A 21400-nucleotide genomic window follows, 5' to 3' on the forward strand; every position below is an offset into this window, starting at 1 on the left:
GCCCCCGTCCGCCATCTCCACGAAGGGGCCAGTCCCCATCCCACTCAACCCGTGCGCTGGCTGGGACGGCGCTCCGCCTTCAGGGCGTCCCGCACCGCCTCCGCCACCTCCGCCATCACCTCCGACGACAGGTCCTGATGGCAGGGAATCTCCAGAATCGTCCGCCGCAGCTGCGCGACCTCCGGGAACTCCGACGGGTCACACGCCGGATGGAAGCGCTTCCAGAAGTCGATGGCGTCGATGCCCCGCTCGCGCAGCCGCGCCAGCAGCGCCTCCTTGTCCTGCACCACCATCGGGTAGAACAGCGGGCAGACGCCCGGCGGGAGCTGGTTGAAGAGCGGCGGCGACACGTCCCGCAGCCGGCCCAGCAGGAAGAAGTAGTTGCGGCGGCGCGCCTCGACGATGGCCTCCAGGTCCTGCGCCAGGGCGATCCGCTTCGTCAGCGGGCTCATGCCCAGGTCCACGTGCCGGCGATCAAAGTGCTGCGTGCCCGTGGCCACCCGTTCGATGCTCGCGGCCTTCACCGTGCCGTGCCCCACGGAGCGCACCAGGCCCCGCAGGCCCCGGCCCACCGCCCCGCCGCGCAGCTCCAGGTTCTGCAGGAGCGCGGACACGGTGTGGCTGAAGGTGGACGCCAGCGGCGGCGCCGGAGGCTCCGGCAGGCTGTACTGGCGCGGCCCGTTGACCACGAGCGCACCGCCGTTGGGCACCGGCAGCGTCTTGTAGAGGCAGAAGATGCCCACGTCACCCGTGGTGCCCAGCGGCGTCCCGCCGTCGGACGACAGGAGCGACAGCGCGCAGTCCTCGATGAGCGGGATGCCGTGCTCGTCCGCCAGCTTGCGCATGGCGTCCACCGGCCCGGGGAAGCCCGCGTAGTGGATGAGGTAGAGCGCCCGCGTCTTCGGCCCGATGCGCTTCGCCACGTCCGCCACGTCCACGTCCCAGCGGGCGCCCACGCGGTAGAAGCGCGGCGTCGCGCCCGCGTCCACCACCGCCTCCACCTCCACGCCGTGGTGGTAGGAGGGCATCAGCACCTCGCCGCCATCCAGGCGCAGCATCTTCATGGTCAGCCAGACGGCGTTGCGCGCGAAGTAGAAGTAGCGCGCGTTGGGCGACGAGAACGGCGGCAGCGCGCCGGGCCGGGCGTTGGAGAGCAGCATCCCCGGCCACAGCGTGGGCAGGGACGGAACGAACAGCTTGTTGTCGGACGTCTTCACCGCTTCCATCGCGCCACCGCCTCTTTCGCCGCCGGAACCCACCGGAACTTCGCCGAGCACAGGGCACGACCGAAGGCGGTGTCATTGAACACGTAGAGCCAGGTGTGCTTGCGGACCTGGTCCGTCCAGTCGCGCTTCCACACCATGTCCGGCCCCAGGAAATCGAACTCGGTGAGCCCCTTGTCCAGGCAGGCCCCCAGCACCTCTTCGGTCAACAACTGGCCCGGGCTGCACTCCTTCAGGCTCTCGTCGTAGCCGGGCTTCAAGAGAAAGTAGCGCTTGCCGTATTCCAGCCCGTACTGGAACGCGACCGCGCGCCCGTCCAGGCGCAGGAAGTACAGCGCCAGGCGCCCCCGGTAGGCCGCGTCCCGCGCCAGCTCCGTGTAGAAGCCGCGCGTCCTGCCGTCCTGCGCCATGGCCGTGCCGCGCTGGCCCTTCCAGCCGCTCTGCTCCAGCAGCAGCCCCTCCTCCAGCGAGCCCTCCAGGTCCAGGCCGCCGGACACGCACTCGAAGGTGACCTTCCCCTTCTCCTCCAGCTTGCGGCGGCGCCTGCGGCAGTTGGCCTTGAACTTGGACGGCAGCGACGCGAAGTACGCCTCCTTCTTCGCGGGCAGCGGCACGTAGGGGGACTGCAACGACTCCCACGCCCCCACCGGCATGCCGCGGCGCTTCGCCTCATCCAGCAGGCGGAAGCCCACCCCGCCGTCCGGGACGTCCGTCAGCCGCAGCACGTCCCAGCCCCCCGTCTCCTTCAGGTGCGTGAGGAACGCGTCCGCGGCGAGCTCCGGCTCCCTCGCCAGCAGGTCGAAGCGGCAGGAGTGCGCGTTGGCCGCCGACGTGAGCTGCCGCACCGGCATGCCGTACATCGACGTGCGCTCCTCCACCAGCGGCAGCGCGGCGCTCAGCTCGCCGTCCGGGCCGCGCAGCAGCAGCACCCGCATGCGGGAGCCCGCGGCGAAGTTGTCCAGCCACAGGCGCAGGAACTCATGCCGGTAGAACAGCTCGTCGGAGGTGGTCTCCACGAGCTGGTTCCACTCGGCTTCCAGGGACATGAAGGCCGCCCGGTCGTTGACTTCCACGACGCGCGGGTCGGCACGGAGGTTTCTGGCTTCCATAGGAGCGGGCCCCAAGGTGGTGACGGACGAGGCGGGCTACAAGCCGCTGCGGGCCATCTTCAGCAGGCAGGCGGCGACCTTGCGGCTGTCGTGTCGGATCTTGGACCCATCCTTGAGCAGGTCCGCCTGCACCGGGATGACGCCCGACGACAACAGCTCCCGCGTCTCCGCCGTCACGACGAACGAGCCCTTGCGCGCATAGCGCTGGATGGACTCCTCGGTGGGCTGACGGCCGTTGACGAGCACCGCGTCCAGCACCGGCCCCACGTGCTCGATCACCGCCTGCACGTGGTCCAGGCAGTTCATGCCGTCCGTCTCACCCGGCTGGGTCATCAGGTTGGCCACCATGACCTTCAGCGCGCGCGTCTCCTTGAGCGCCTGGGCCACGCCGTCCACCAGCAGGTTGGGCAGCACGCTCGAGTACAGCGAGCCCGGCCCGATGGCGATGAGGTCCGCCGAGTAGATGGCCTCCAGCAGGCCGTCCACCGGGGGCGGCGAGCGCGGGCTCAGCGACACCCGGCGCACGCGGCCGTGGGCACGGCAGATGTTGCGCTCGCCCACGACCTCCGTGTCGTCGTGCATCTGCGCGACCAACTGCACCGACGCGAGCGTGCTGGGCAGCACCTGGCCCTGCGCGCCGAGCAGCTCCCCGGACAGCCGCACCGCCTCCAGGAAGTCGCCCTTCAGCTCCGCGAGCGCCGCGATGAGCAGGTTGCCCACCGCGTGGCCGGCGAGGCCCTTCGCGCCGCCGAAGCGGTACTGGAAGACGTCCTTCAGCGCGCTCTTGCCACCCGCGAGCGCCACCAGGCAGTTGCGGATGTCGCCCGGGGGCAGCGCGCCGTGCAGCCGGCGCAGGCGGCCGGAGCTGCCGCCGTCGTCGCTCATCGCAACGACGGCGGTGATGTCCACGCCGGGCTGGCCGGGCTTGGGCGACGCGCGGCGGGCCAGCCCGCGCAGCACCATGGGGAGCCCCGTGCCGCCGCCCATGGCGACGATGCGCGTCGGGCGGGTCTTCGGGGCCTGCAGCAACTCATTGCGCTCGCCGTTCTGCTGCTTGCGCGCGTCGTCCTGGCTCCAGGCTTCCGCGAACGGCGCATCCACATCCATGCCCACCATGTTCCGACCCCCTCGCCCATCCCAATCCATGGCTGCTTACCCTTCGCATCCCGGCCTCCCCCGACAACCGGAGGCCGCGGATCATGACTGTTGCTGACTACCGAGCACCCCGCCCCAACAACACGTGCCGGACGGTGTGGAAGATAATGCCGACGTCCAGGAACAGCGACCCGTTCTTCACATAATACAAGTCGAACTCGAGCTTGTTGCGCGCGTCCTCCACGGAGGCCCCGTAGGGGTAGCGGATCTGCGCCCAGCCCGTGATGCCAGGCTTCGTCGCCTCGCGCACCCCGTAGAACGGGATCTGCTGCTTGAGCTGCTCGGTGAACACCGGGCGCTCGGGACGCGGGCCCACGAAGCTCATGTGGCCCAGGAGCACGTTGAACACCTGGGGAATCTCATCGATGCGCGTCTTGCGGATGAACCTGCCCACCCGCGTGACGCGGTCGTCGTTGGAGCGCGCCCACACCGCGCCGTCCTTCTCCGCGTCGGTGCGCATGCTGCGGAACTTCCACAGCGGATACGTGCGGCCAGCCAGGCCCACGCGGTCCTGCCGGTAGAAGATGGGGCCCTTGGAGTCCAGCTTGATGGCCAGCGACACCAGCACCAGGAAGGGCGAGGCCAGGATGAGCAGCAGCGACGCCACCGCCAGGTCGAACACCCGCTTGAAGGCCCGGCGCAACGGCGACACGGTCATCTCATCCGCGAAGGCGAAGTCGCTCGCCCGGAGGAACTGCACCGGGATGCGGCGCAGCACGCGCTCGCAGAAGCCAGACGCTTCGTACACCCGGCGTCCGTCCAGCCGGCAGCGCAGCAGCGCGTCCACCCAGTTGGCGCCGCGCATGTCATCCGCGGCCTGCACCACGTAGGAGGCATTGAGCCGGGCCGCCATCGCATCCAGCGGCTCGTCCACCTTGCGCGGGTCCACCAGGGCCACCACGCGGAAGGAGCCCTCGCCGCCCGCTTCAATGGCGCTCGCCACCGCGCGGGCCTTGAGGCCATCTCCAATGACGAGGACCGCGTCGGGTTCGCCCACCAGGGCGCGGATGGAGACGCGCACCGCCAGCGTGCCGGCCAGGGCGCCCATCGCGCCGCCCAGCAGCGTGCCGGGAGGCAGGGACACCGGCAGGGCCAGGGGCAGCAGCAACATCACCCCGCCCGCCACCATCGCGGTGACGCCCGCGGCCTTGAGGAAGCGGTAGCCGCGCGTCCGGTCCTCCGCGGCGACGCGAAGGTCATACAGGTCCAGCAGGTACAGCGTGAACTGGAAGGTGACGACGAAGGCCAGGCCCAGGCCCACCAGCGTCGGCCACAGCGTGGCGAGCGGCGGCCAGGTCCCCGGAGGCGCGAAGAGGGCCGCGCAGGCCGCGGCACCCGCGACACAGGCCAGCGCGATCGCCGTGCTTTCGGCGAGGAAGAACGTCAACTTCTTGGCTGAAAAGTAGTGGTGAAAAACGCGAAGCACGTGACTCCTCCAACCCCGACCCGCCCACTCCACTCCAGGCCCCGCCCCCCCGCCGCATAGGAGGGGGGACGGAAGGCCAGACAGACTGCCCTCACCTGCACGTCGTGCTGCTTTTCACTGCTACTTCTTCACGTAGTTCTTCAGGTACGGGGTCGCGTTCACTTCCGCCCCGTTGAGCACGCAGCCCACCAGCGCCGCGCCCGCCAGCTGCTCCACCGCCTGGTTCACCACCTTGGAGGGGGTGACGTTGGCGCGGATGACCATCAGCACGCCGTCCATCTGGTGGCCGAGGATGGCCGCGTCCGCGAAGGGCAGCGTGGGCGGCAGGTCCACGTACACCTCGTCGAAGCCCTCGCGCACCGCCTTGAGGAACTGCTTCATCCGGGCGCTCGCCAGCACCTGGGTGCTCTCCTCCGGCGTGGCGCCGGCGGGGATGACGGCCAGGCGCGTGGAGTTGAAGCGGCGCACCACGTCGCGCACGTCGCACTCGCCAGCCAGCAGCTCCGCCAGGCCCTGCTTGTTGCGCATCCCCAGCGTGGGGGCCACCTGGCCCCGGCGCAGGTCCGCGTCCACCAGCAGGATGCGGCGCTCCGGGTTCGCCCGGGCGGCGGCCAGCGCCAGGTTCACGCTCGTCACCGTCTTGCCCTCGCCGGGCATGGCCGAGGTGAGCGCCACCACCTTCATCGGGCGCTGCTCCCGCATCCGCTCCAGCCGGTAGTACAGCGTCCGGTACTGCTCAGCGGCCGCGGAGGCCGGGGCCGTCAGCGTCACCACCCGACGGTCCACCGCGTTCGAGGAAGCCGCGCTCTCATCCACACGCGGGAGGAAGTTTCCGGCCCGCTCCATCGTCGAATCCATCTGAGTGCTCCAATCTTTTCCGTAGGGGGTCGGCAATTAGTTCAGCGAAGTGGACGAGGAGACGCTGTTCTTGCTCCCGGCCATGGGCATCAACACCCGCTTCTCCGTCTTGCCTTGCATGTTCGGGACCACCGCCAGGACAGGCAGCGTGATGCGCTCGCGGACCTCGGTGCCGTCGCGCAGGCTGTCGTCGCGCATCTCGAGCACGGTGCCGGTGAGGACACCCAGCGCCAGGGCCAGGAGGGCCGCGATGAGCAGGCCGCTCAGGCGGTCCGGACGGGCCGGGGCGGAAGGCACCCCGGCGGGCGAGATGACGTTGAACAGGCTCTGGGCACTCTTGGCCTCCAGCTCCTGGGCGATCTCCGCCTCCACCTTGCGGCTCACCACGCTCTGGTACTTGGTGCGGGCGATTTCATAGTCCCGGTTCATCACCGCCAGCTCATGCGCCCAGCGGGGGGTGTTGTTCAGCCGCGCCTGGTAGGCCTCGGCCTGCTTCTGCAGGTCCACGATGTCCTTCTGGATGGTGCCGACCAGGGTGCTGACACGGGCGCGCTCGTTGCGCTCGGCGAACATGCGGCCCTCGGCCTCCTTGCGCTGCTCGGCCACGGTGCCCAGCTCGCGCTCCATCCGCTTCACTTCCGGGTGGTCCCCGGTCCACTGCGTCTTGGCCTGGGTGAGCGTCCGGGACAGTCCGCTCTGCGCGGCCTCCAGGCGCCCCGCCTCGCTGTCCGCGGCGTTGCGGGCCCGGGCCAGGTCGGAGCGACGGGCCTCGGCGGCGCGCAGCTCCTCGGACTTGGTCTGCAGCTGGGCGCTGATGCGCTCCAGGCCGCGCATGTTCATCTCCATCTGCTCGGGCAGCTCGCCCAGGTGGTCCACCTTGAAGCGGCTGATGTTGGACTCCCACGCGGAGACCGCCTTGCCCAGGGCGACCATCTCCTCGGTGAAGAGGTTGGTGGCGCGGGCCGCCTGCGCCTGGCGGATCTTCAGCGTCTCCTCGGAGAAGATGGCCGGCAGGCGGTTGGTCACCTGCGCCACCACCTGCGGGTCGCGGCCGGAGTAGGTCAGCTCGAACGCCGTCTCACCCTCGACGCGCACGGTGAGGTCCTTGCGCATCTGCTCCACCGCCGCCTCGATGCCCTTCTCGGAGACGAGCTCCGGGTAGAGGTTCATCTCCTCGATGGCCTTCTGGAGCACCGGCCGCGCCAGCAATTCCTGACGCACCGTCACCAGCCGCTGCTCGATGAGCTCGCTCACCGTGCGCTGCACCATCTCTTCACCGGGGCGCTGCGGTTCCACGCGCACCACCACCGAAGCTTCATAAATGCTAGGCCGCGTCATCACGATCGCCGCGCCCACCACGAAGATTGCCGCAGCGATCGCCCCCACCAGGGCCTTGCGACGCCACAGCGCCGAAAGCATCTGGTCCGCCGTCATCCCACGCTCCATGATCCGCTCCTCCATGCCTCGCACTTGCATGCTCCTACCAAGGTGTCATGACCAGACGGAGAGCAAACACATTGCGTGTCAGATCCCCAGCCCCGGCGACGTCCGCCGCGCCCACTTGCGCGATGCGGTCCACCGCCCCCTGCAACGCCAGCTTCCGGTTCATCCGGTACTCGACGCCGCCTCCCACTGCATAGCCCTGCGACACGTTCGTGGTGTTGCGCCACTGCGTGTAGTTCAGATCCGGCGCGGTGCCGTTGCGGAAGAAGCTGGCCGCCCCAAAGGCAGACAACTTCGCCGTGAAACGGTGCGCCGCCATCAGTGATGCGTAATCCGCCCAGACCGCGCCGGAGAACCCGCTGGCACCCACCAGATCGTGTCCAATGGCGAAGCCGATGTCCGACCGCTCTCCTTCACGCACCAGCTCCGCCGTCACGCGAGGCAGCCAGCCCCCGCGGGACGCATCCGCCGGCATGTAGCGCACCGGCCCGCCCCGGAGGGTGAGCGTGGTGGGCCGCGTCAGCCGGTAGCGCAGGGCCGCCGAAGCGCCGTGCGCCTGGCTGTAGTCCCCCGCGTACAGGAAGCCCTGATAGCGATACTCGGCGCCCAATGACATCCGGCGCGTGGTGCGGTACCACAGCTCCACCGACGGGGTGTGCGCGTAGCCCGCCTCCCGTCCCGGTTCGATGATGCGCGTGGCTTCGAAGCTGTAGTTGCCGCGCACGTCCATGCGGTCCGTCACCCGCCCCGTCATCCCCACCTTCGCCTGTGCATAGAAGGTGGGAGAGGTGGAGCGCGCCAGGCCGTCACGCGGCAGCGACGTGGGGTCCGTGACGCGGAACACCCTGGTGCTCGCGTCCAATCGCAGCCGGCGCGACAGCACGTTGCGCAGGCCGAAGCCACCCCGGTGATCCAGCGTCGTCTTGCCGGAGCCGTGACGGGCGAGCAGGTCCGCGGCGTAGAACGTGTCCAGCGTGAGCTGTTCGTTCTTCACGTCCAGGCCCACCCGGGGAGACAGCTTCGTCATGAACTGCCCGCCGGTGGCCCCTGCTCCGCCGCCCAGGCGCAGATCGTTGTCGAAGCGCTCCTCCGCCGTCAGGCGCAGCCGCGGCTCCAGGATGGTGGCCGCCTGAGCGGCCGGTGCGGCGATGAGACAGCCTGCAATCACTGCCCGCTTCCAGTTGCCCCTCACCGCCGCCCTCCCGTCCTTGCCCACGCCCACGCCCGTTTCCATATCGTCCGGATGTCTGTGTCTTGAGTTGCGTCCGCCCTGCATCACGGGACGACGACGGTGTCACCGGGACGCAGGATGACGTTCTCGCCGTTGGGGGAGACCAGGTCGCTGTAGCGCACCGGGATCTGCCCGCCGTTGCCGTCCGTGCGGATGACGACGATGCCGTCGGAGTTGGCGAAGTCGGTGAAGCCGCCCGCCAGCGCGATGGCCTGGAGCAGCGACACGCGGCCGCGCAGCGGGTAGGCGCCCGGGTGGGCCACTTCTCCCGTCACGAAGACGCGGGTGCTGTTGACCTCGCGGACGATGACCGTCACGCGGGGCTCCTGCACGTACGGCTGGAGGCCCGTCTTGAGCGCCTCGGCCAGCTCCGTGGGCGTCTTGCCCGCGGCCTGGATCTCTCCCACCATCGGGACGGAGATGAACCCGTCGGGCCGCACCGGCACCGTGCGCGACAGCTCCGCGTCACGCCACACGCTGACGTCCAGCACGTCCTCCCGACCAATGCGGTACGGCTGCTCCGCGTTGTCCACCTTCAGCGTCTGCTGGTGAGCACATCCCGACAGGAGGAGCATCCCCAACCCCATCCAGAACCCCGTGCGCCGCATTCCCATCTTCCGCTCTCCTTCGTTCACTGATGTCTGGCGACTGCTGTCCGTCCACCCGCCCTGCGGGCCGAGCAGCACGCTTCTGGCGGTGTCCCTTAGCAGCGCGTGTGCCAGCCTTCGCGAAGAGGGAAAACCCTTGGAATGCAGTGGGTTACGGCGTGCCACATCAGGCGCACATGGGGGGAATCGGCAAAAATTCCGGTCGCACCCGGGTGTTCTCCCCTGTGCTTTCTGCCGATCGCTTCCAACGGGAGGAAGAGGTTTGCCCACGCAAGCCCCTCCCACTTCCACGCGGATCCGCGCCCATGCAGTGCGCCCCCAGTGCGCGGACTTCGGCACGGGACTTGAAGAGGGGTCAGTGCGTTGAACGGTGGTACGGGTTCAAGGTTCCAAAACAGTCACGAGGGGGACAACGGAATGGGCAAGGCGGCTGGGGCGATGGGGTTGGTCTTCATGGTGGGTACCAGCGTGGTGGGCCTGATGGGCGCGGCGATGGGCACCAGCATTGAAGCCGGTGTGTTGGGCATGGTGGGTCTGGCCCTCTATGGGGGCAGCGCGCTGTTGAACGGCAAGGCGGCGGAGCCGACCGGGGTCGCGAAGCAGGCGTAGGCAGGCTGTAGGGCTGTAGGAATCACGGGGCCTCGGGCCTGGACGCGACGGGAAGCAGCGCTTCCCCGCTCCGACCCGGCGGCCCCGTTTCATTTTCCGCCCGGGGGGCTGAACCTCAGGGCTGGTGCCGCTCGGCTTCCGGCGCGCTCCGCGCTTCGGCTTCCGCGACCAGCGCGGGTGGCACGTCGGCGGGCCTGGGCGGCACCTCCGCTTCGGGCAGGGGCCGCTGGGCCTCCGGGGTCGCGGCCTCCTGCCGGCGCAGGCGCAAGGCGCGGCTCCACAGGGAGATGCCGGCCCAGACGGAGAGCGCCGCCGCCGGCACGGCCACCACCTGCGGACACCACAGCGCCAGGCCCGCGAAGGCCAGGGGCACCACGCCCGCGCCGAAGACGACCTTGGACTCCGTGCGCCCCAGCTCGCGGTGGTTGGCGACGGCGGCGCCCACCGTGTTGCCCAGGCGCATCGCGCCCGCCGCCGCGCGGCTCATGCTGCCCCGCCGGCCGGGCGCGCCCCGCTGCGAGCGCGGGAGCGGGTGCGGGTTCGCGCGCATCAGGCGCCGGTCCCTGCCGCTGAGCACGACCTGCGTCGCGTGCTCCAGGTCCTCCAGGTACATGGCCTCCATCCGCTGGGCGAAGGAGACGTCCTCCACCGCGACGTCGATCTCGGAGTTGCCCAGCCAGCTTGCGGGGTTGAGGTTGGACGAGCCCACGCGGGCCCACAGCCCGTCCGCCACCGCCGTCTTGGCGTGGAGCATGGTGCCGTTCCATTCATAGACGCGGATGCCCGCCTCCAGCAGGGGGCGGTAGCCGGCCTGGGTGAGCGGGCGCAGCACGGGGATGTCACTGCTGCCCGGCACCAGCAGCCGCACGTCCACGCCGTCGTGCGACGCGGCCCGGAGCGCCTGCACGTAGGCGGCGGTGCCCACGAAGTACGCGTCCGTGAGCCACAGCCGCTTGCGGGCCAGCGACGCGATGAGCTGATCCACGCGGAACAGGCCCGCGCTCCACGGCACCCCGGCCACCACGCGCAGGGCCACGTCACCCATCGGCTCGGGCGCGCGCGCGGACAGACAGGCCTCCTCGTCCAGCGGCGTCCCCACGGTGGCCCAGCCCTGCGCGAAGGCGCGCACGAGGTCGGCCACGGCCGGGCCGCGAATCACGAGGCCGGTGTCGCGCCACGGGGCCACCTGCTTCTCCGGGTCACCCACCCACTTGTGGCTCACGCACAGGCCGGAGACGAAGCCCACCTCACCGTCCACGGTGAGCGTCTTGCGGTGGTTGCGACCCAGCCACGCCAGGGGCCGATCAAACTGGAAGGGATTGAAGCAGCGCACCTCCACGCCCGCCTCGCGCAGCCTCCGCCAGAAGCGGCTGGAGGCGGTGCCCTGACAGCCCAGCCAGTCGTAGAGCACGCAGACACGCACGCCGTCGCGGGCGCGGGCCTCCAGCGCGTCCGCGAAGGAGCGGCCCACGGGGTCGTCTTCAATGATGTAGTTCTCGAAGAGGATGGAGCGCCGAGCCTGGTGGATGGCGTCCAGCCACGCAGGGTAGTTCTCCCGGGCGTCGCGCAGGATGCGCACGTCGTTGCCCACCACGAGCGGCGCGCCCGCGGCCCGGGAGAAGATCTGCTCCGCCAGCCCGCGCTGTGGCCCGCTGATGCCCGCTGCTTTCACGATGGCCACGCCGTTCCTCCTCGGACGGGAACCCAGGACACCTCTCTATAGGAGAAGCGCCCGCGAAGGTCCTGGGTGAGGTGGCCTCAAGGAAGCGCCGTCGCAAGGGACCGGGGCGCGGGGTGTCCTTCCGCGGCCCCATGACAGCCAGGGCCCGCCCTGCCCTTCGCCTGGCAGGCGACCTGGGGACGGCGTGCCTCCCGGCAGCCTCTCGGTTCCTTCTTCCTCAAGGACGCAGCCCATGGCCCTGGTGCTCCGCTGTTCGGACAGCCAGCAGGAGGGCGGCCGCCTCGTCCTCCCCACCCCAGGCACGGGACTGGACCGTGGGCCGTGTCCGGAGCCCCCGCGCGCCCCACCTTGGGGAAGGCGCTGGCGGCTGTTGTTGTCCAGTGACATGGCCCGCTCCGGCGGGATGGGCACGCCGCCGATTCCAGACGATGGGCGGCTGCCACTGCCCGGACAGACCGCGCTCGTGTTGACGAGCGAGGAGGAGACGACGGCGTGAATCCCTCGACCCCCGACCTGCCCCGCCTCTCGTTCGACTGGAAGGACGGCGCCGACTTCGGCGTCGGCGTGCACCACGAGTGGCTGGTGACCAACGGCCGCGGGGGCTACGCGTCCGGCACGCTGGTGGGGTGCAACACGCGCCGCTATCACGGCCTGTTCATCCCCACGCTGGAGAAGCTGGGCCGCACGGTGCTGATGGCGCGGATGGAGGAGGCCGCCTTCGTGGACGGGCAGCGCTACCGGCTGACGTCCGAGGAGCGCGCGGACGGCACGATGCTGGAGGACGGCGCGCGTCACCTGCGGCGCTTCCACCTGGAGGGGCTGGTCCCCGTCTGGGAATACGCGCTGGGGCGTGCGCGGCTGCGCCGCCGGTTCGTGATGGTGCACGGCGAGGACACGGTGTTCATCGAGTGGCAGCACCTGGCCGGCCCGGAGGTCACACTGCACCTGCGGCCCTTCCCGGTGCTGCGTCCCCACGACGGCCCGCTCCTCGCGGAGGTGGAGGATGCCATCGTCACGCTGCGGGGGCCGCTGGTGATGCTGCGCAACGGCGAGGACGGCCCGTCGATGCGGCTGCGGCTGTATTCGGATGGGCCCACGCCGTTCGTGAGCCTGGAGGAGACGTCGAAGCCGCAGCACCTGCGCGTGGAGAAGGCGCGCGGCTATGACTTCACGGAGGTGCAGCACTCGCCGGGCTACTTCACCGCCACGCTGAAGCCGGGGGGCACGCTGGCCTTCGGTCTCACCACGGAGACCGCGGGGCACCTGGAGCGCGAACCCGCCGTGGTGTTCGAGCGGGAGCTGACGCGGCAGCAGCGCCTGCTGGAGCAGGCCCCGGAGCATGCGCGCTCCGGCATCCCGGCGCGGCTGGTGCTGGCGGCGGATCAATTCATCATCGACCCGCCCCGGCCCGCGGACGCGGCCTGGGCCCGGTCCATGGGACTGGACGCACGCAGCGTCATCGCGGGCTACCCGTGGTTCACCGACTGGGGCCGCGACACGATGATCAGCCTGGACGGGCTGACGCTGGCCACGGGGCGCTACCGCGAGGCGGCGGCCATCCTGCGCACGTTCGAGCACTACGTGCGGGACGGCCTCATCCCGAACTACTTCCCGGACGGGGAGAACGACGGCGTCTACCACACGGCGGACGCGACGCTCTGGTTCTTCCACGCGGTGGACCGCTACCTGGAGGAGACGGGGGATGAGACGCTCCTGCGCGACCTGTACCCCACGCTGAGCGACATCGTGGCGCACCACCAGAAGGGCACGCGCTTCAACATCGGGGTGGATCCGGCGGACGGCCTGCTGCGCCAGGGGCAGGAGGGCTACCAGCTCACCTGGATGGACGCGAAGGTGGACGGCTGGGTGGTGACGCCGCGCCGGGGCAAGGCGGTGGAGATCAACGCGCTGTGGTTCAACGCCCTCACGCTGATGGCCGGCTGGGCGGGGCGGCTGGACCAGGACGCGGCGCCGTTCCGGGCCTCGGCGGAGCGGGTCCAGGCCAGCTTCAACCAGCGGTTCTGGAATGAAGCGCGCGGGTGCCTCTACGACGTGGTGGACGGCGAGGAGGTCCGCGAGGACGCGCACGTGCGGCCCAACCAGGTCTTCGCCATCTCGCTCAAGCACCCGGTGCTGAAGCGGGAGAAGTGGGCGAAGGTGCTGGACGTGGTGCGCCGCGAATTGGTGACGCCCGTGGGCCTGAGGAGCCTCGCGCCGGGGAGCAGGGACTACAAACCGAAGTACGACGGCGACCTGCGCGCGAGGGACGCCGCCTACCACCAGGGCACGGTGTGGGGCTGGCTCATTGGTCACTACGTGGACGCGACGCTGAAGGTGACGCCGGACCTGAAGGCCGCGCGCGCGCTGCTGGCGGGCATGGAGGACCACCTGTCGCACGGCGGCATCGGTCAGATTTCGGAGATCTTCGACGCGACGGAGCCCTACCGCCCGCGAGGCTGCTTCGCCCAGGCGTGGAGCGTGGCGGAGGCGCTGCGGGTGTTCAGCAAGACGAACCTCGGGTGATATTCGCTCACCCCCATGACCCTGCCCAAGACGCACTTCCTGGACTCCACGCTGCGCTCACCGCTGATGCAGCTCCCCGTTCGGACGGCGGTCTTCGAACTGGATGAAGGGCGCATGCTCTTCTCTCCCGGCTCGAAGCTCACCCCTGAGCAGCTTCGGGAAGCCGGCCCCGTCACCGACATCGTGGCCCCCAGCCTGATGCACACCGGCGGCATGAAGGCCGCCGCGCAGGCGCATCCGAACGCGAGGCTCTGGGGGCCGGCCGGGGTGCGGGAGAAGCACCCGGAGCTGACCTGGCACGGCATCCTGGGTGAGACCCCGTGGCCCTTCGAGCGCGAGCTGTCGTTCCTTCCCATCCCGGGCATGCCGAAGCTGAACGAGAGCGCGTTCCTGCACCATCCCTCGAAGGCGCTCTACCTGACAGACATGGTCTTCAACGTCACCGAGCCCAGGGGCCTCACCACCTGGATGTTCTTCAGGGTGTTCGGAACCTACAAACGCTTCGCCGTGAGCCGGCTGTTCCTCCGGTTCGCCAAGGATCAGGTGGCGTTCAACGCGGCCATCCAGAAGTTCGCCGGGCTCGACTTCGAGCACGTGGTCCCCTCTCACGGTGAAGCGATGCTGAACGAGGGCAAGCCCCGGCTGCTCGCCGCGTTCCGTGAGCGCGGGCTGCTCCCGTAGCGTCGGAGGCGCTCCCAACTTCCGGGAAGCGTGTCGACGGAAGAACATACCAGCGGACAGGTTTGCCCTGGGGCCGGGCGCCATGCGGGGTGCACGCCAGGCCACCTCACCCTGGCCCCCGCCCCACTGCTCCTGTTTCCCGGGCTCCCAGGAAACATTCGGGTGCATATATAGTCACGCCACCCACTCCAAGAGAATCCAGAAGGTCATTTCTTACAAAGTGATGGGGGGTCGGAAACTCCCAACGGGGCATTTCGGAGAATGAGGAAAAGCTGGCGCCGAACCTGGTGCCGTTCCTTCGAAATCGGAGTCCGCCATGACCACGCCCATCGGCTACCGCCCGCCCCTGCCCCCCCCGCCTCCTCCCGCGCCGCGCCCTGTCGCGCCGACCGTCGCGAAGGGTGGTCAGCAGCCCGCCAACACGCCCGCGGGCTCCCGCGTGGACACGTCGGTGCAGGGCAACGTGCAGTCGAACTCGCGCAACGTGCTGAGCGGCCAGTCGAGCTTCGAGGCCGGCGGCTCGCGCGCCGAGGTCAGCGGCACCGGCCCCGGCGGCATCCAGACGGACGCCTACGTGCAGGGCCCGACGTTCAGCGCGGATGCCACCGTGGAGGCCGACATCGGCCTGTCCGGCATCGACGTGAACGTGCAGGTGGACGTGTCCGCCAACCTGGTGGAAGCGGGCGCCAGCGCCACCAAGACGGTGGACTTCGAGATCGCCGGTGAGCAGTACTCCGTCGAGCTGGACATGGAAGCGCTGGGCAAGATTGGCGCCGAGGGCGACATCAACCTGGACCTGCACGTCGGCACCGACGGCTCCGTGTCCATCAACGCCTCGGCGTCCGGCTTCGCCGGCGCGCAGGCCAGCCTCACGGGCTCCATCGAGCTGAAGCACGAGGGTGACACCCTGGCGTCGGGCAGCATCACCGCCAGCGCCAGCGCCGGCGTGAGCGGCGACGCCCACGCGAACATCGGCCTGGACGGCGGCAACCTGGAGTTCGACGTCGGCGTGGAGGCCACGGCCGGCCTGGGCCTGGGCGTCGAGGTGGAAGGCTCCGTCAACCCCGGCAACATCCTCAAGGCGGTCGGCGAGACGGCCGCCGCGGCCGGCGGCGAGGTCCTGGAGAACATCGCCGAGGGCGCCATCAACGCGGGCGGCGCCGTGGCGGACGCGGCCGGCGATGTGTTCAATGGCGCGGTGGAAGGCCTGGGCGACCTCATCGAGGGCGCCGGGGATGCCTTCAACGACGCCAAGGACACCGTCACCGGTTGGCTGCCGGGCTAGGCCCCCGGAGATTGCCCAGCCCTTCCCGGGCTGGGCTATCCTCTTGCCCCATGGCCGTCTCCAAACAGGCATCCTCCGCAGCGCAGTTGATGAAGCAGGGCCTCCTCAAGGACGCGGCCCGTGAATTCGAGCGCGCCCTCCAGACGGACCCGAAGGACGCCGCCGCGATGCTCGGGCTCGCCCGTCTGCGCCTCGCGCAGCATGACGAGCCCGCCGCGCGCGACATGCTCCAGCGGCTCGTGGCCCAGCACCCCACCCACCCGGAGGCGCTCAGCCACCTGGCCCGGCTGGACGCCGAAAAGGGTGATGCCCGGCAGCTCGCGGTGCTGGAGGCGCTCGCGTCCCAGCCGAAGGCGGGCTTCTTCGAGGTCGTCAACCACGGCCGCGGGCTGCTGGCCCACCACCAGTACACCGCCGCCATCCCCGTGCTGGAGAAGGCGCTCGCCCTGCAGCCGGGCAACGGGCAGACGCTGACGTACCTGGGCATGGCGCTCCAGGGTGACAAGCAGCTGGACCGCGCGCTGCGGCGCTACCAGGACGCGGCGGAGGCCAGCCGCACGGAGCACCTGCCGCTGCTGCTCGCCGCGCGCGTGCAGGTCCTCCAGGGCCACGTGGGCGCGGCGCTGACGACGCTGCAGCAGGCCATCCTGCGCAGCCCCCGCGAGCCGTCCCTCATCCGGGAGTTCGCCACGCTGTGCTTCTTCGCGGGCGCGCCCGAGACGGCCATCCGCGCCGCCATCGACCTGCGCATGCAGCAGCCGGACAACGCGGACGCCATCTACCTGCACGGCCTGGCGTCGTTCGTGGCCGGCAAGAACGAGGACGCGGACCGCATCCTGCGCGAAGCGCTGGCCAAGGTGCCGGACAACGCGCCCGTGCGCATCGCGCTGGCCAAGGTCCGCCGCCGGCTGGGCGACGACGCGGAGGCGCAGCAGCTGCTGGAGGCCGCCGTGGCCTCCGACCCGTCCGAAGTGGGCGCGGCCAACGACCTGGCGGTGCTGCACCTGTCGCGCCCTGGTGGGGCCGGAGTCGCCGCCGCGCGCGCCGTGCTGACCCAGGCGCTGAAGGCGCACCCGGAGGACCCGGGCCTGCACCTCAACCTGGCCCTGGCCCTGGCGGACACCGACAAGGCCCTGGCCCGGACGCACGCCCTGAAGGCCCAGGCCAGCACCGACAAGCACATCCGCGAGCAGGCGGACCGGCTCGTCACCGCGTTGGCGAAGTAGTCGCGCCCGGTGCACTCCGGGCCGCTGTCCTCGCGGCGGCCCTGCGCTAGGGTGCGCCGCCATGGCGACTGGCCGGTACTGGTTGATCAAGAGCGAGCCCTCCGTCTACGCGTACGCCCGGCTGGAAGCGGACGGCCGGACGGAGTGGACGGGCGTGCGCAACTTCGAGGCGCGCAACAACCTGCGGGCCATGACGCCCGGGGACCTGTGCCTCTACTACCACTCCAACGAGGACAAGGCCGTCGTGGGCGTGGCGCGCGTGCTCACGAAGCCGGGCCCCGACCCCACCGCGCCCGGTGAGGACTGGGCCTCCGTGGACGTGGGCCCCCTCGTCGCCTTCACCGTCCCGGTGACGCTGGCCACCATCAAGGCCACGCCCGCGCTCAAGGACTTCCCGCTGCTCACCCGCAGCCGCCTGAGCGTGACGCCCACCCCGGTGGAGCACTTCGAGCTCGTCCTGAAGATGGGCCAGACGAAGCTGCCGAAGGCCCCCGCCTCGAAGCCGAAGGCGAAGGCGAAGCCCGGGGCCCGGCCTTGAGCGCCGCGCGGGAAGTCCGGGCCGACTTCGACCGCGCGTCCATCGTGATGTACCAGGCCTATCCAGACGCCATCGCGGACGTGGCCGTGAAGCAGCAGAGGTTCGGCCCGCCGTTCTCCGTGGGGCGGATGACGTGGATCAAACCCAGCTTCCTGTGGCTCATGCACCGCTCCAACTGGGGCCACAAGGGCGGGCAGGAGCGCACGCTCGCGGTGCGCATCCAGCGCTCCGGCTGGGAGGAGGCGCTGGCCGCCGCGGTCCTCACCGGCTACGAGCCCCAAGTCCACGGCACCCCGGACGCGTGGCGCAAGGCGTTCGAGTCCGCGCCCGTCCACGTCCAGTGGGACCCCGAGCGCACCCTGCGCGGCGCGGGCCTCCCCCACGACAGCATCCAGGTGGGCTTGAGCCGCGCCGTCATCCAGCGCTTCGTGAACGATTGGACCGTCTCCATCACGGACCTGACGCCCCTGGTGCGCAAGCTGCGCAAGCACCTGGACGACGGCCGCGCGGACGCGGCGACGCGCCTGCTGCCCAGGGAGTCCGTCTACCCGGTGCCCCCGCAGCTCGCCCGCCGGCTCGGGATGTAACGGGATGACCGTTCCCTGACGCGAGTTGTTATGTTTTCGCGATGGCGGACACCCCGGACCTGGACACCCTGCGAGCAGCCCTCGAACGTGTCGACGACGACATCCTCGACGCGCTCCAGCGACGCATGGCCCTGGCGGACGACGTGGCGCGCGCGAAGCTGGTGACAGCCTGGCCCTTCCGGGATCCGCAACGCGAGGATCTGCTCCTGCGCAAGCTGCGCGGCCGGGCGGCCGAGCGCGGGTTGGATCCGCACGAGGTGGAGCGCCTGTACCGCGTCATCCTGGACATGTCCGTCGCGCGGCAGCAGGCGCTGGTGACGCGGCTGGACACCACGCCCCTGCGGGTGGGGTACCTGGGCGTCGAGGGCTCCTACAGCCACCTGGCCGCGCGCCAGCGCTATGGCCACCGTCAGGGCGGCGTGCTCCTCACGGGCTTCGACTCCGCGAGGCAGGCGGTGGAGGCCCTGAAGAAGGGCGAGCAGGACCTGCTGCTGATGCCCATCGAGAACACCACCGCGGGCACCATCAACGAAACGTACGACGTGCTCGCCGCGGGCGACGGCGTCATCACCGGCGAGCTGGTGAGCCAGGTGGACCACCGGCTGCTGGGCGTGAAGGGCGCGAAGCTGGAGGACCTGCGCGAGGTGCTGTCGCATCCGCAGGCGCTGGCGCAGTGCGAGGACTACCTGCGCACGCACGTGCCCTGGGCCCGCGCGGTGCTGGGGCCGGACACCGCCGTCGCCGCGCGCACCGTGGCGGACCGCAACGACGTGACGGTGGCCGCCATCGCCAGTGAGTCCGCGGCCAGCCGCTTCGGCCTCGTGGTGCTCGCCAGCGACCTGCAGCCCGGCGCGGACTTCACGCGCTTCGTGGAGGTGGGGCGCCAGCCCACGCCGCTCGCGCCGGACGTGCCGTGCAAGACGTCGCTGCTGGTGGTGCTGGAGCACCGCCCGGGCGCGCTGGGCCAGGTGCTGCAACGGCTCACGCAGCGCGGGGTGAACCTCACCAAGCTGGAGTCGCGCCCCATCCCCGGCGCGCCGTGGCAGTACCGCTTCTACCTGGACGTGGAGGGCCACGCGGCCTCCGCGTCCGTGACGGCGGCGCTGGAGGACCTGCGCCCCCTCACCTCGTCGCTGCGCGTGCTGGGCACGTACCCACGCGCGGAGCCCATCGATGGATGACGCCGCCCCCCGCCGCATCGCCTTCCAGGGCGAGCGCGGCGCGTACGGCGACGAAGCCGCGCGCGCCCTCTTCGGCCCGGCGGTGGTGGTGGTCCCCTGCCCTTCCTTCCGCGCCGTCCTCGAAGCCGTCGCCGAAGGCCGGGTGGACGGCGGCGTCGTGCCCGTGGAGAGCGCGCTCGCGGGGCCGGTGGCGGAGGTGGTGGATCTGCTGCTGGAGTTCACCCCGCGCCTGTCCGGGGAGCTGCGCCTGCGCGTGCGCCACTGCCTGCTCGCGCCGCCGGGGCGCTCGCTCGCGAGCCTCACCCGCGCGCTGTCCCATCCCCAGGCGCTGGCGCAGTGCTCGGGCTGGCTGCGCAAGCACCACCTCCAGCCGGTGCCGGAGGTGAACACCGCGGTGGCCGCGCGACGCGTGGGCGAGGAGGCCCCCGCGGGCACGGCGGCCATCGCCAGCCGGGCGGCGGCGGACCTCTACGGCCTGGCCGTCCTCGCCGAGGGCATCGAGGACTCGCCGGACAACGCCACCCGCTTCCTCGCGGTGGGCCCGGCCCTCCCGCCCCACCTGGGCTCGCGGTGGAAGACGTCCGTGGTGCTCACCCTGAACGACGGGCCCGGCGCGCTCGCGGGGGTGCTGGGGGCCTTCGCCGCGCGGGGCGTGAACGTCGCGCGGCTGGAGTCCCGCCCCGGCGGCGTCCGCGCCTGGGACTACCGCTGGTGCCTGGACGTGGACGGCGCCCAGGACGCGCCGCCCGTGCGGATCGCGCTGGACGAGGCCCGGAGCCAGTGCACGTCGCTCCAGGTCCTCGGCAGCTACGCGCTCAGCGACTGAGCTGCGCGGGGGCGGCGGCCTTGGAGCCCAGCCCGTCCCCGTTCTGCACCGCCTCCGTGTACGCGCCGCGCACGATGCTCGCGTAGCGCTGGAGCGCGCCCAGCTGCTCCAGGCGCAGCGCCTGCGGGCCGTCGCACAAGGCAATCTCCGGGTGCGGGTGGAAGTCCACCAGCACCATGGACGCGCCCGCGATGAGGCCCTGGCCAATGGCGTGGAAGATGTCCGGCAGCCCGTCCGGCGGAGCCTCCGCGCGCCCGATGGCGTGCGACGGGTCCACGCACACCGGCATGCGCGTCAGCCGGCGCACCACGGGCACGTGCGCGAAGTCCACCATGTTGCGGTGCGGGTCGCCCAGGTGCGTCTTCACGCCGCGAAGGCAGAAGACGATCTTCGGGTTGCCCTCGCTCGCCACGTACTCGCACGCGTTGAGGGACTCCTCCAGCGTGATGCCCATGCCGCGCTTGAAGAGCACCGGGAACGCGCGCTGCTGGCCAATGCTCTTGAGCAGCTCGAAGTTCTGCGCGTTGCGCGTGCCCACCTGGAGCATCACGCCCGTGGGGTGGCCCGCCACCTTGAGCGCGTCGTTGATCTCGTCGATGTGGCGCGGGTGCGTCACCTCCATCGCGACGACCTTGATGCCGTGCTTGCCCGCGGACTCGAAGACCCACGGCAGGCACTTGGCGCCCAGGCCCTGGAACTCATACGGGTTGGTGCGCGGCTTGTACGCGCCCATGCGCGTCGTCTGGATGCCGCAGCGCGCGAGCGCCGCCATCATCGAGTCCACGCTCTCCAGCGAATCCACCGCGCACAGGCCCGCGAACAGGTTCACCGACGTGTCGCCAAAGGACACGCCGTTGTAGTCGAAGCCCGCCGTGGTGCGCTGGCCGCCGTGCCGCCCGATGATCCGGTACTTCTGCGACACGCGCACCACCTGGCGCACGCCGGGAAGCTGCTGGAAGGGCTCCAGCGGGACCTGCGCGGTGGAGCCCAGCAGGTACAGCTCCGTGATGGTGGACTCGGCGCCCTGGACGACGTGCGCACGGGGGGTGACGCCCTCGTACTGCGAAGCGAGGTGGAGGACGGCGTTCACGACGGATTCGGGGGAATCCGGCTCGAGCATCACGATCATGCGAAGGGTTCTCCTGAAGAGGGACGTCCAGTCGGCATTCAACACCGACGGTGCGCCCTTTCCCTCCGCTTGAATATGGAA

20 protein-coding genes are annotated in these 21400 nt (G+C 70.7%); 10 read left to right on the forward strand and 10 right to left on the reverse strand.

The window, feature by feature from the left end; all coding sequences use genetic code 11:
- Positions 1 to 44: 44 nt before the first annotated feature.
- The 8 genes from OV207_RS14045 to OV207_RS14080 all read right to left on the reverse strand — a co-directional run bounded on the left by OV207_RS14045 (position 45) and on the right by OV207_RS14080 (position 9059).
- On the reverse strand, positions 45 to 1226 hold the full coding sequence (locus OV207_RS14045) for a DegT/DnrJ/EryC1/StrS family aminotransferase (RefSeq protein ID WP_267555777.1): 1182 nt from the start codon (positions 1224 to 1226) through the stop codon (positions 45 to 47).
- Positions 1214 to 2332, reverse strand: coding sequence for a GNAT family N-acetyltransferase (locus tag OV207_RS14050; RefSeq protein WP_267555779.1), 1119 nt, complete (start codon positions 2330 to 2332; stop codon positions 1214 to 1216). Before OV207_RS14050 ends, OV207_RS14045 begins: the two co-directional genes overlap by 13 nt.
- Positions 2333 to 2368: 36 nt before the next feature.
- On the reverse strand, positions 2369 to 3439 hold the full coding sequence (locus OV207_RS14055) for a gluconeogenesis factor YvcK family protein (protein ID WP_415835421.1): 1071 nt from the start codon (positions 3437 to 3439) through the stop codon (positions 2369 to 2371).
- 106 nt (positions 3440 to 3545) lie between these two features.
- A complete protein-coding gene (gene exoE, locus OV207_RS14060) occupies positions 3546 to 4913 on the reverse strand; it encodes a polyisoprenyl-phosphate hexose-1-phosphate transferase ExoE (RefSeq protein ID WP_267555781.1) in 1368 nt (455 codons plus the stop codon).
- A 120-nt stretch (positions 4914 to 5033) separates the two neighbouring features.
- A complete protein-coding gene (locus OV207_RS14065) occupies positions 5034 to 5771 on the reverse strand; it encodes a CpsD/CapB family tyrosine-protein kinase (protein ID WP_193430684.1) in 738 nt (245 codons plus the stop codon).
- A gap of 36 nt (positions 5772 to 5807) precedes the next feature.
- Complete coding sequence (locus OV207_RS14070; protein ID WP_193430685.1) at positions 5808 to 7217, reverse strand: GumC family protein; 1410 nt, start codon at positions 7215 to 7217, stop codon at positions 5808 to 5810.
- 34 nt (positions 7218 to 7251) lie between these two features.
- A complete protein-coding gene (locus OV207_RS14075; protein ID WP_267555785.1) occupies positions 7252 to 8448 on the reverse strand; it encodes a hypothetical protein in 1197 nt (398 codons plus the stop codon).
- Between the two features lie 41 nt (positions 8449 to 8489).
- Positions 8490 to 9059, reverse strand: coding sequence for a polysaccharide biosynthesis/export family protein (locus OV207_RS14080; protein WP_193430687.1), 570 nt, complete (start codon positions 9057 to 9059; stop codon positions 8490 to 8492).
- A gap of 447 nt (positions 9060 to 9506) precedes the next feature.
- On the opposite strand from OV207_RS14080, the gene OV207_RS14085 reads away from it, so the two are divergent.
- Positions 9507 to 9662 carry a hypothetical protein gene (locus OV207_RS14085; protein WP_267555789.1) on the forward strand — a complete coding sequence of 52 codons (156 nt, stop codon included), beginning with the start codon at positions 9507 to 9509 and terminating at the stop codon, positions 9660 to 9662.
- Positions 9663 to 9777: 115 nt separating this feature from the next.
- Here the strand turns inward: OV207_RS14085 and OV207_RS14090 are convergent, their stop codons facing one another.
- Positions 9778 to 11343 (reverse strand): phospholipase D-like domain-containing protein, encoded by a 1566-nt coding sequence (locus tag OV207_RS14090; RefSeq protein WP_267555791.1) that lies wholly within the window; start codon positions 11341 to 11343, stop codon positions 9778 to 9780.
- A 232-nt stretch (positions 11344 to 11575) separates the two neighbouring features.
- Here OV207_RS14090 and OV207_RS14095 point away from each other — a divergent pair, with 232 nt between their 5' ends.
- The 9 genes from OV207_RS14095 (at position 11576) to OV207_RS14135 (ending at position 20190) form a co-directional block, all read left to right on the forward strand.
- Positions 11576 to 11839, forward strand: coding sequence for a hypothetical protein (locus tag OV207_RS14095; RefSeq protein WP_267555792.1), 264 nt, complete (start codon positions 11576 to 11578; stop codon positions 11837 to 11839).
- A complete protein-coding gene (locus tag OV207_RS14100; protein ID WP_267555794.1) occupies positions 11836 to 13866 on the forward strand; it encodes an amylo-alpha-1,6-glucosidase in 2031 nt (676 codons plus the stop codon). The genes OV207_RS14095 and OV207_RS14100 overlap by 4 nt, the downstream gene beginning before the upstream one ends.
- 15 nt (positions 13867 to 13881) lie before the next feature.
- On the forward strand, positions 13882 to 14547 hold the full coding sequence (locus tag OV207_RS14105; protein ID WP_267555795.1) for a hypothetical protein: 666 nt from the start codon (positions 13882 to 13884) through the stop codon (positions 14545 to 14547).
- A gap of 316 nt (positions 14548 to 14863) precedes the next feature.
- Positions 14864 to 15832, forward strand: a complete 969-nt coding sequence (locus OV207_RS14110) for a Circumsporozoite protein (protein ID WP_267555796.1) — start codon at positions 14864 to 14866, stop codon at positions 15830 to 15832.
- Between the two features lie 50 nt (positions 15833 to 15882).
- Positions 15883 to 17058 carry a tetratricopeptide repeat protein gene (locus OV207_RS14115; protein WP_267555797.1) on the forward strand — a complete coding sequence of 392 codons (1176 nt, stop codon included), beginning with the start codon at positions 15883 to 15885 and terminating at the stop codon, positions 17056 to 17058.
- A 61-nt stretch (positions 17059 to 17119) separates the two neighbouring features.
- Positions 17120 to 17596, forward strand: coding sequence for an EVE domain-containing protein (locus OV207_RS14120; protein ID WP_267555798.1), 477 nt, complete (start codon positions 17120 to 17122; stop codon positions 17594 to 17596).
- Positions 17593 to 18183: a DUF4291 domain-containing protein gene (locus OV207_RS14125; protein WP_193430694.1), complete on the forward strand. Its 591-nt coding sequence runs from the start codon at positions 17593 to 17595 to the stop codon at positions 18181 to 18183. Before OV207_RS14120 ends, OV207_RS14125 begins: the two co-directional genes overlap by 4 nt.
- Before the next feature lie 41 nt (positions 18184 to 18224).
- Positions 18225 to 19364 carry a prephenate dehydratase gene (gene pheA, locus OV207_RS14130; protein WP_267555799.1) on the forward strand — a complete coding sequence of 380 codons (1140 nt, stop codon included), beginning with the start codon at positions 18225 to 18227 and terminating at the stop codon, positions 19362 to 19364.
- Positions 19357 to 20190 carry a prephenate dehydratase gene (locus OV207_RS14135; protein WP_267555800.1) on the forward strand — a complete coding sequence of 278 codons (834 nt, stop codon included), beginning with the start codon at positions 19357 to 19359 and terminating at the stop codon, positions 20188 to 20190. Before pheA ends, OV207_RS14135 begins: the two co-directional genes overlap by 8 nt.
- On the opposite strand, the gene OV207_RS14140 is transcribed toward OV207_RS14135, so the two are convergent.
- On the reverse strand, positions 20180 to 21319 hold the full coding sequence (locus OV207_RS14140) for a 3-deoxy-7-phosphoheptulonate synthase (protein WP_193430697.1): 1140 nt from the start codon (positions 21317 to 21319) through the stop codon (positions 20180 to 20182). The two genes, OV207_RS14135 and OV207_RS14140, sit on opposite strands and share 11 nt — an antisense overlap.
- Between the last annotated feature and the right edge of the window lie 81 nt (positions 21320 to 21400).

Source organism: Corallococcus sp. BB11-1 (assembly GCF_026626625.1).
GTDB classification, from domain to species: domain Bacteria; phylum Myxococcota; class Myxococcia; order Myxococcales; family Myxococcaceae; genus Corallococcus; species Corallococcus soli.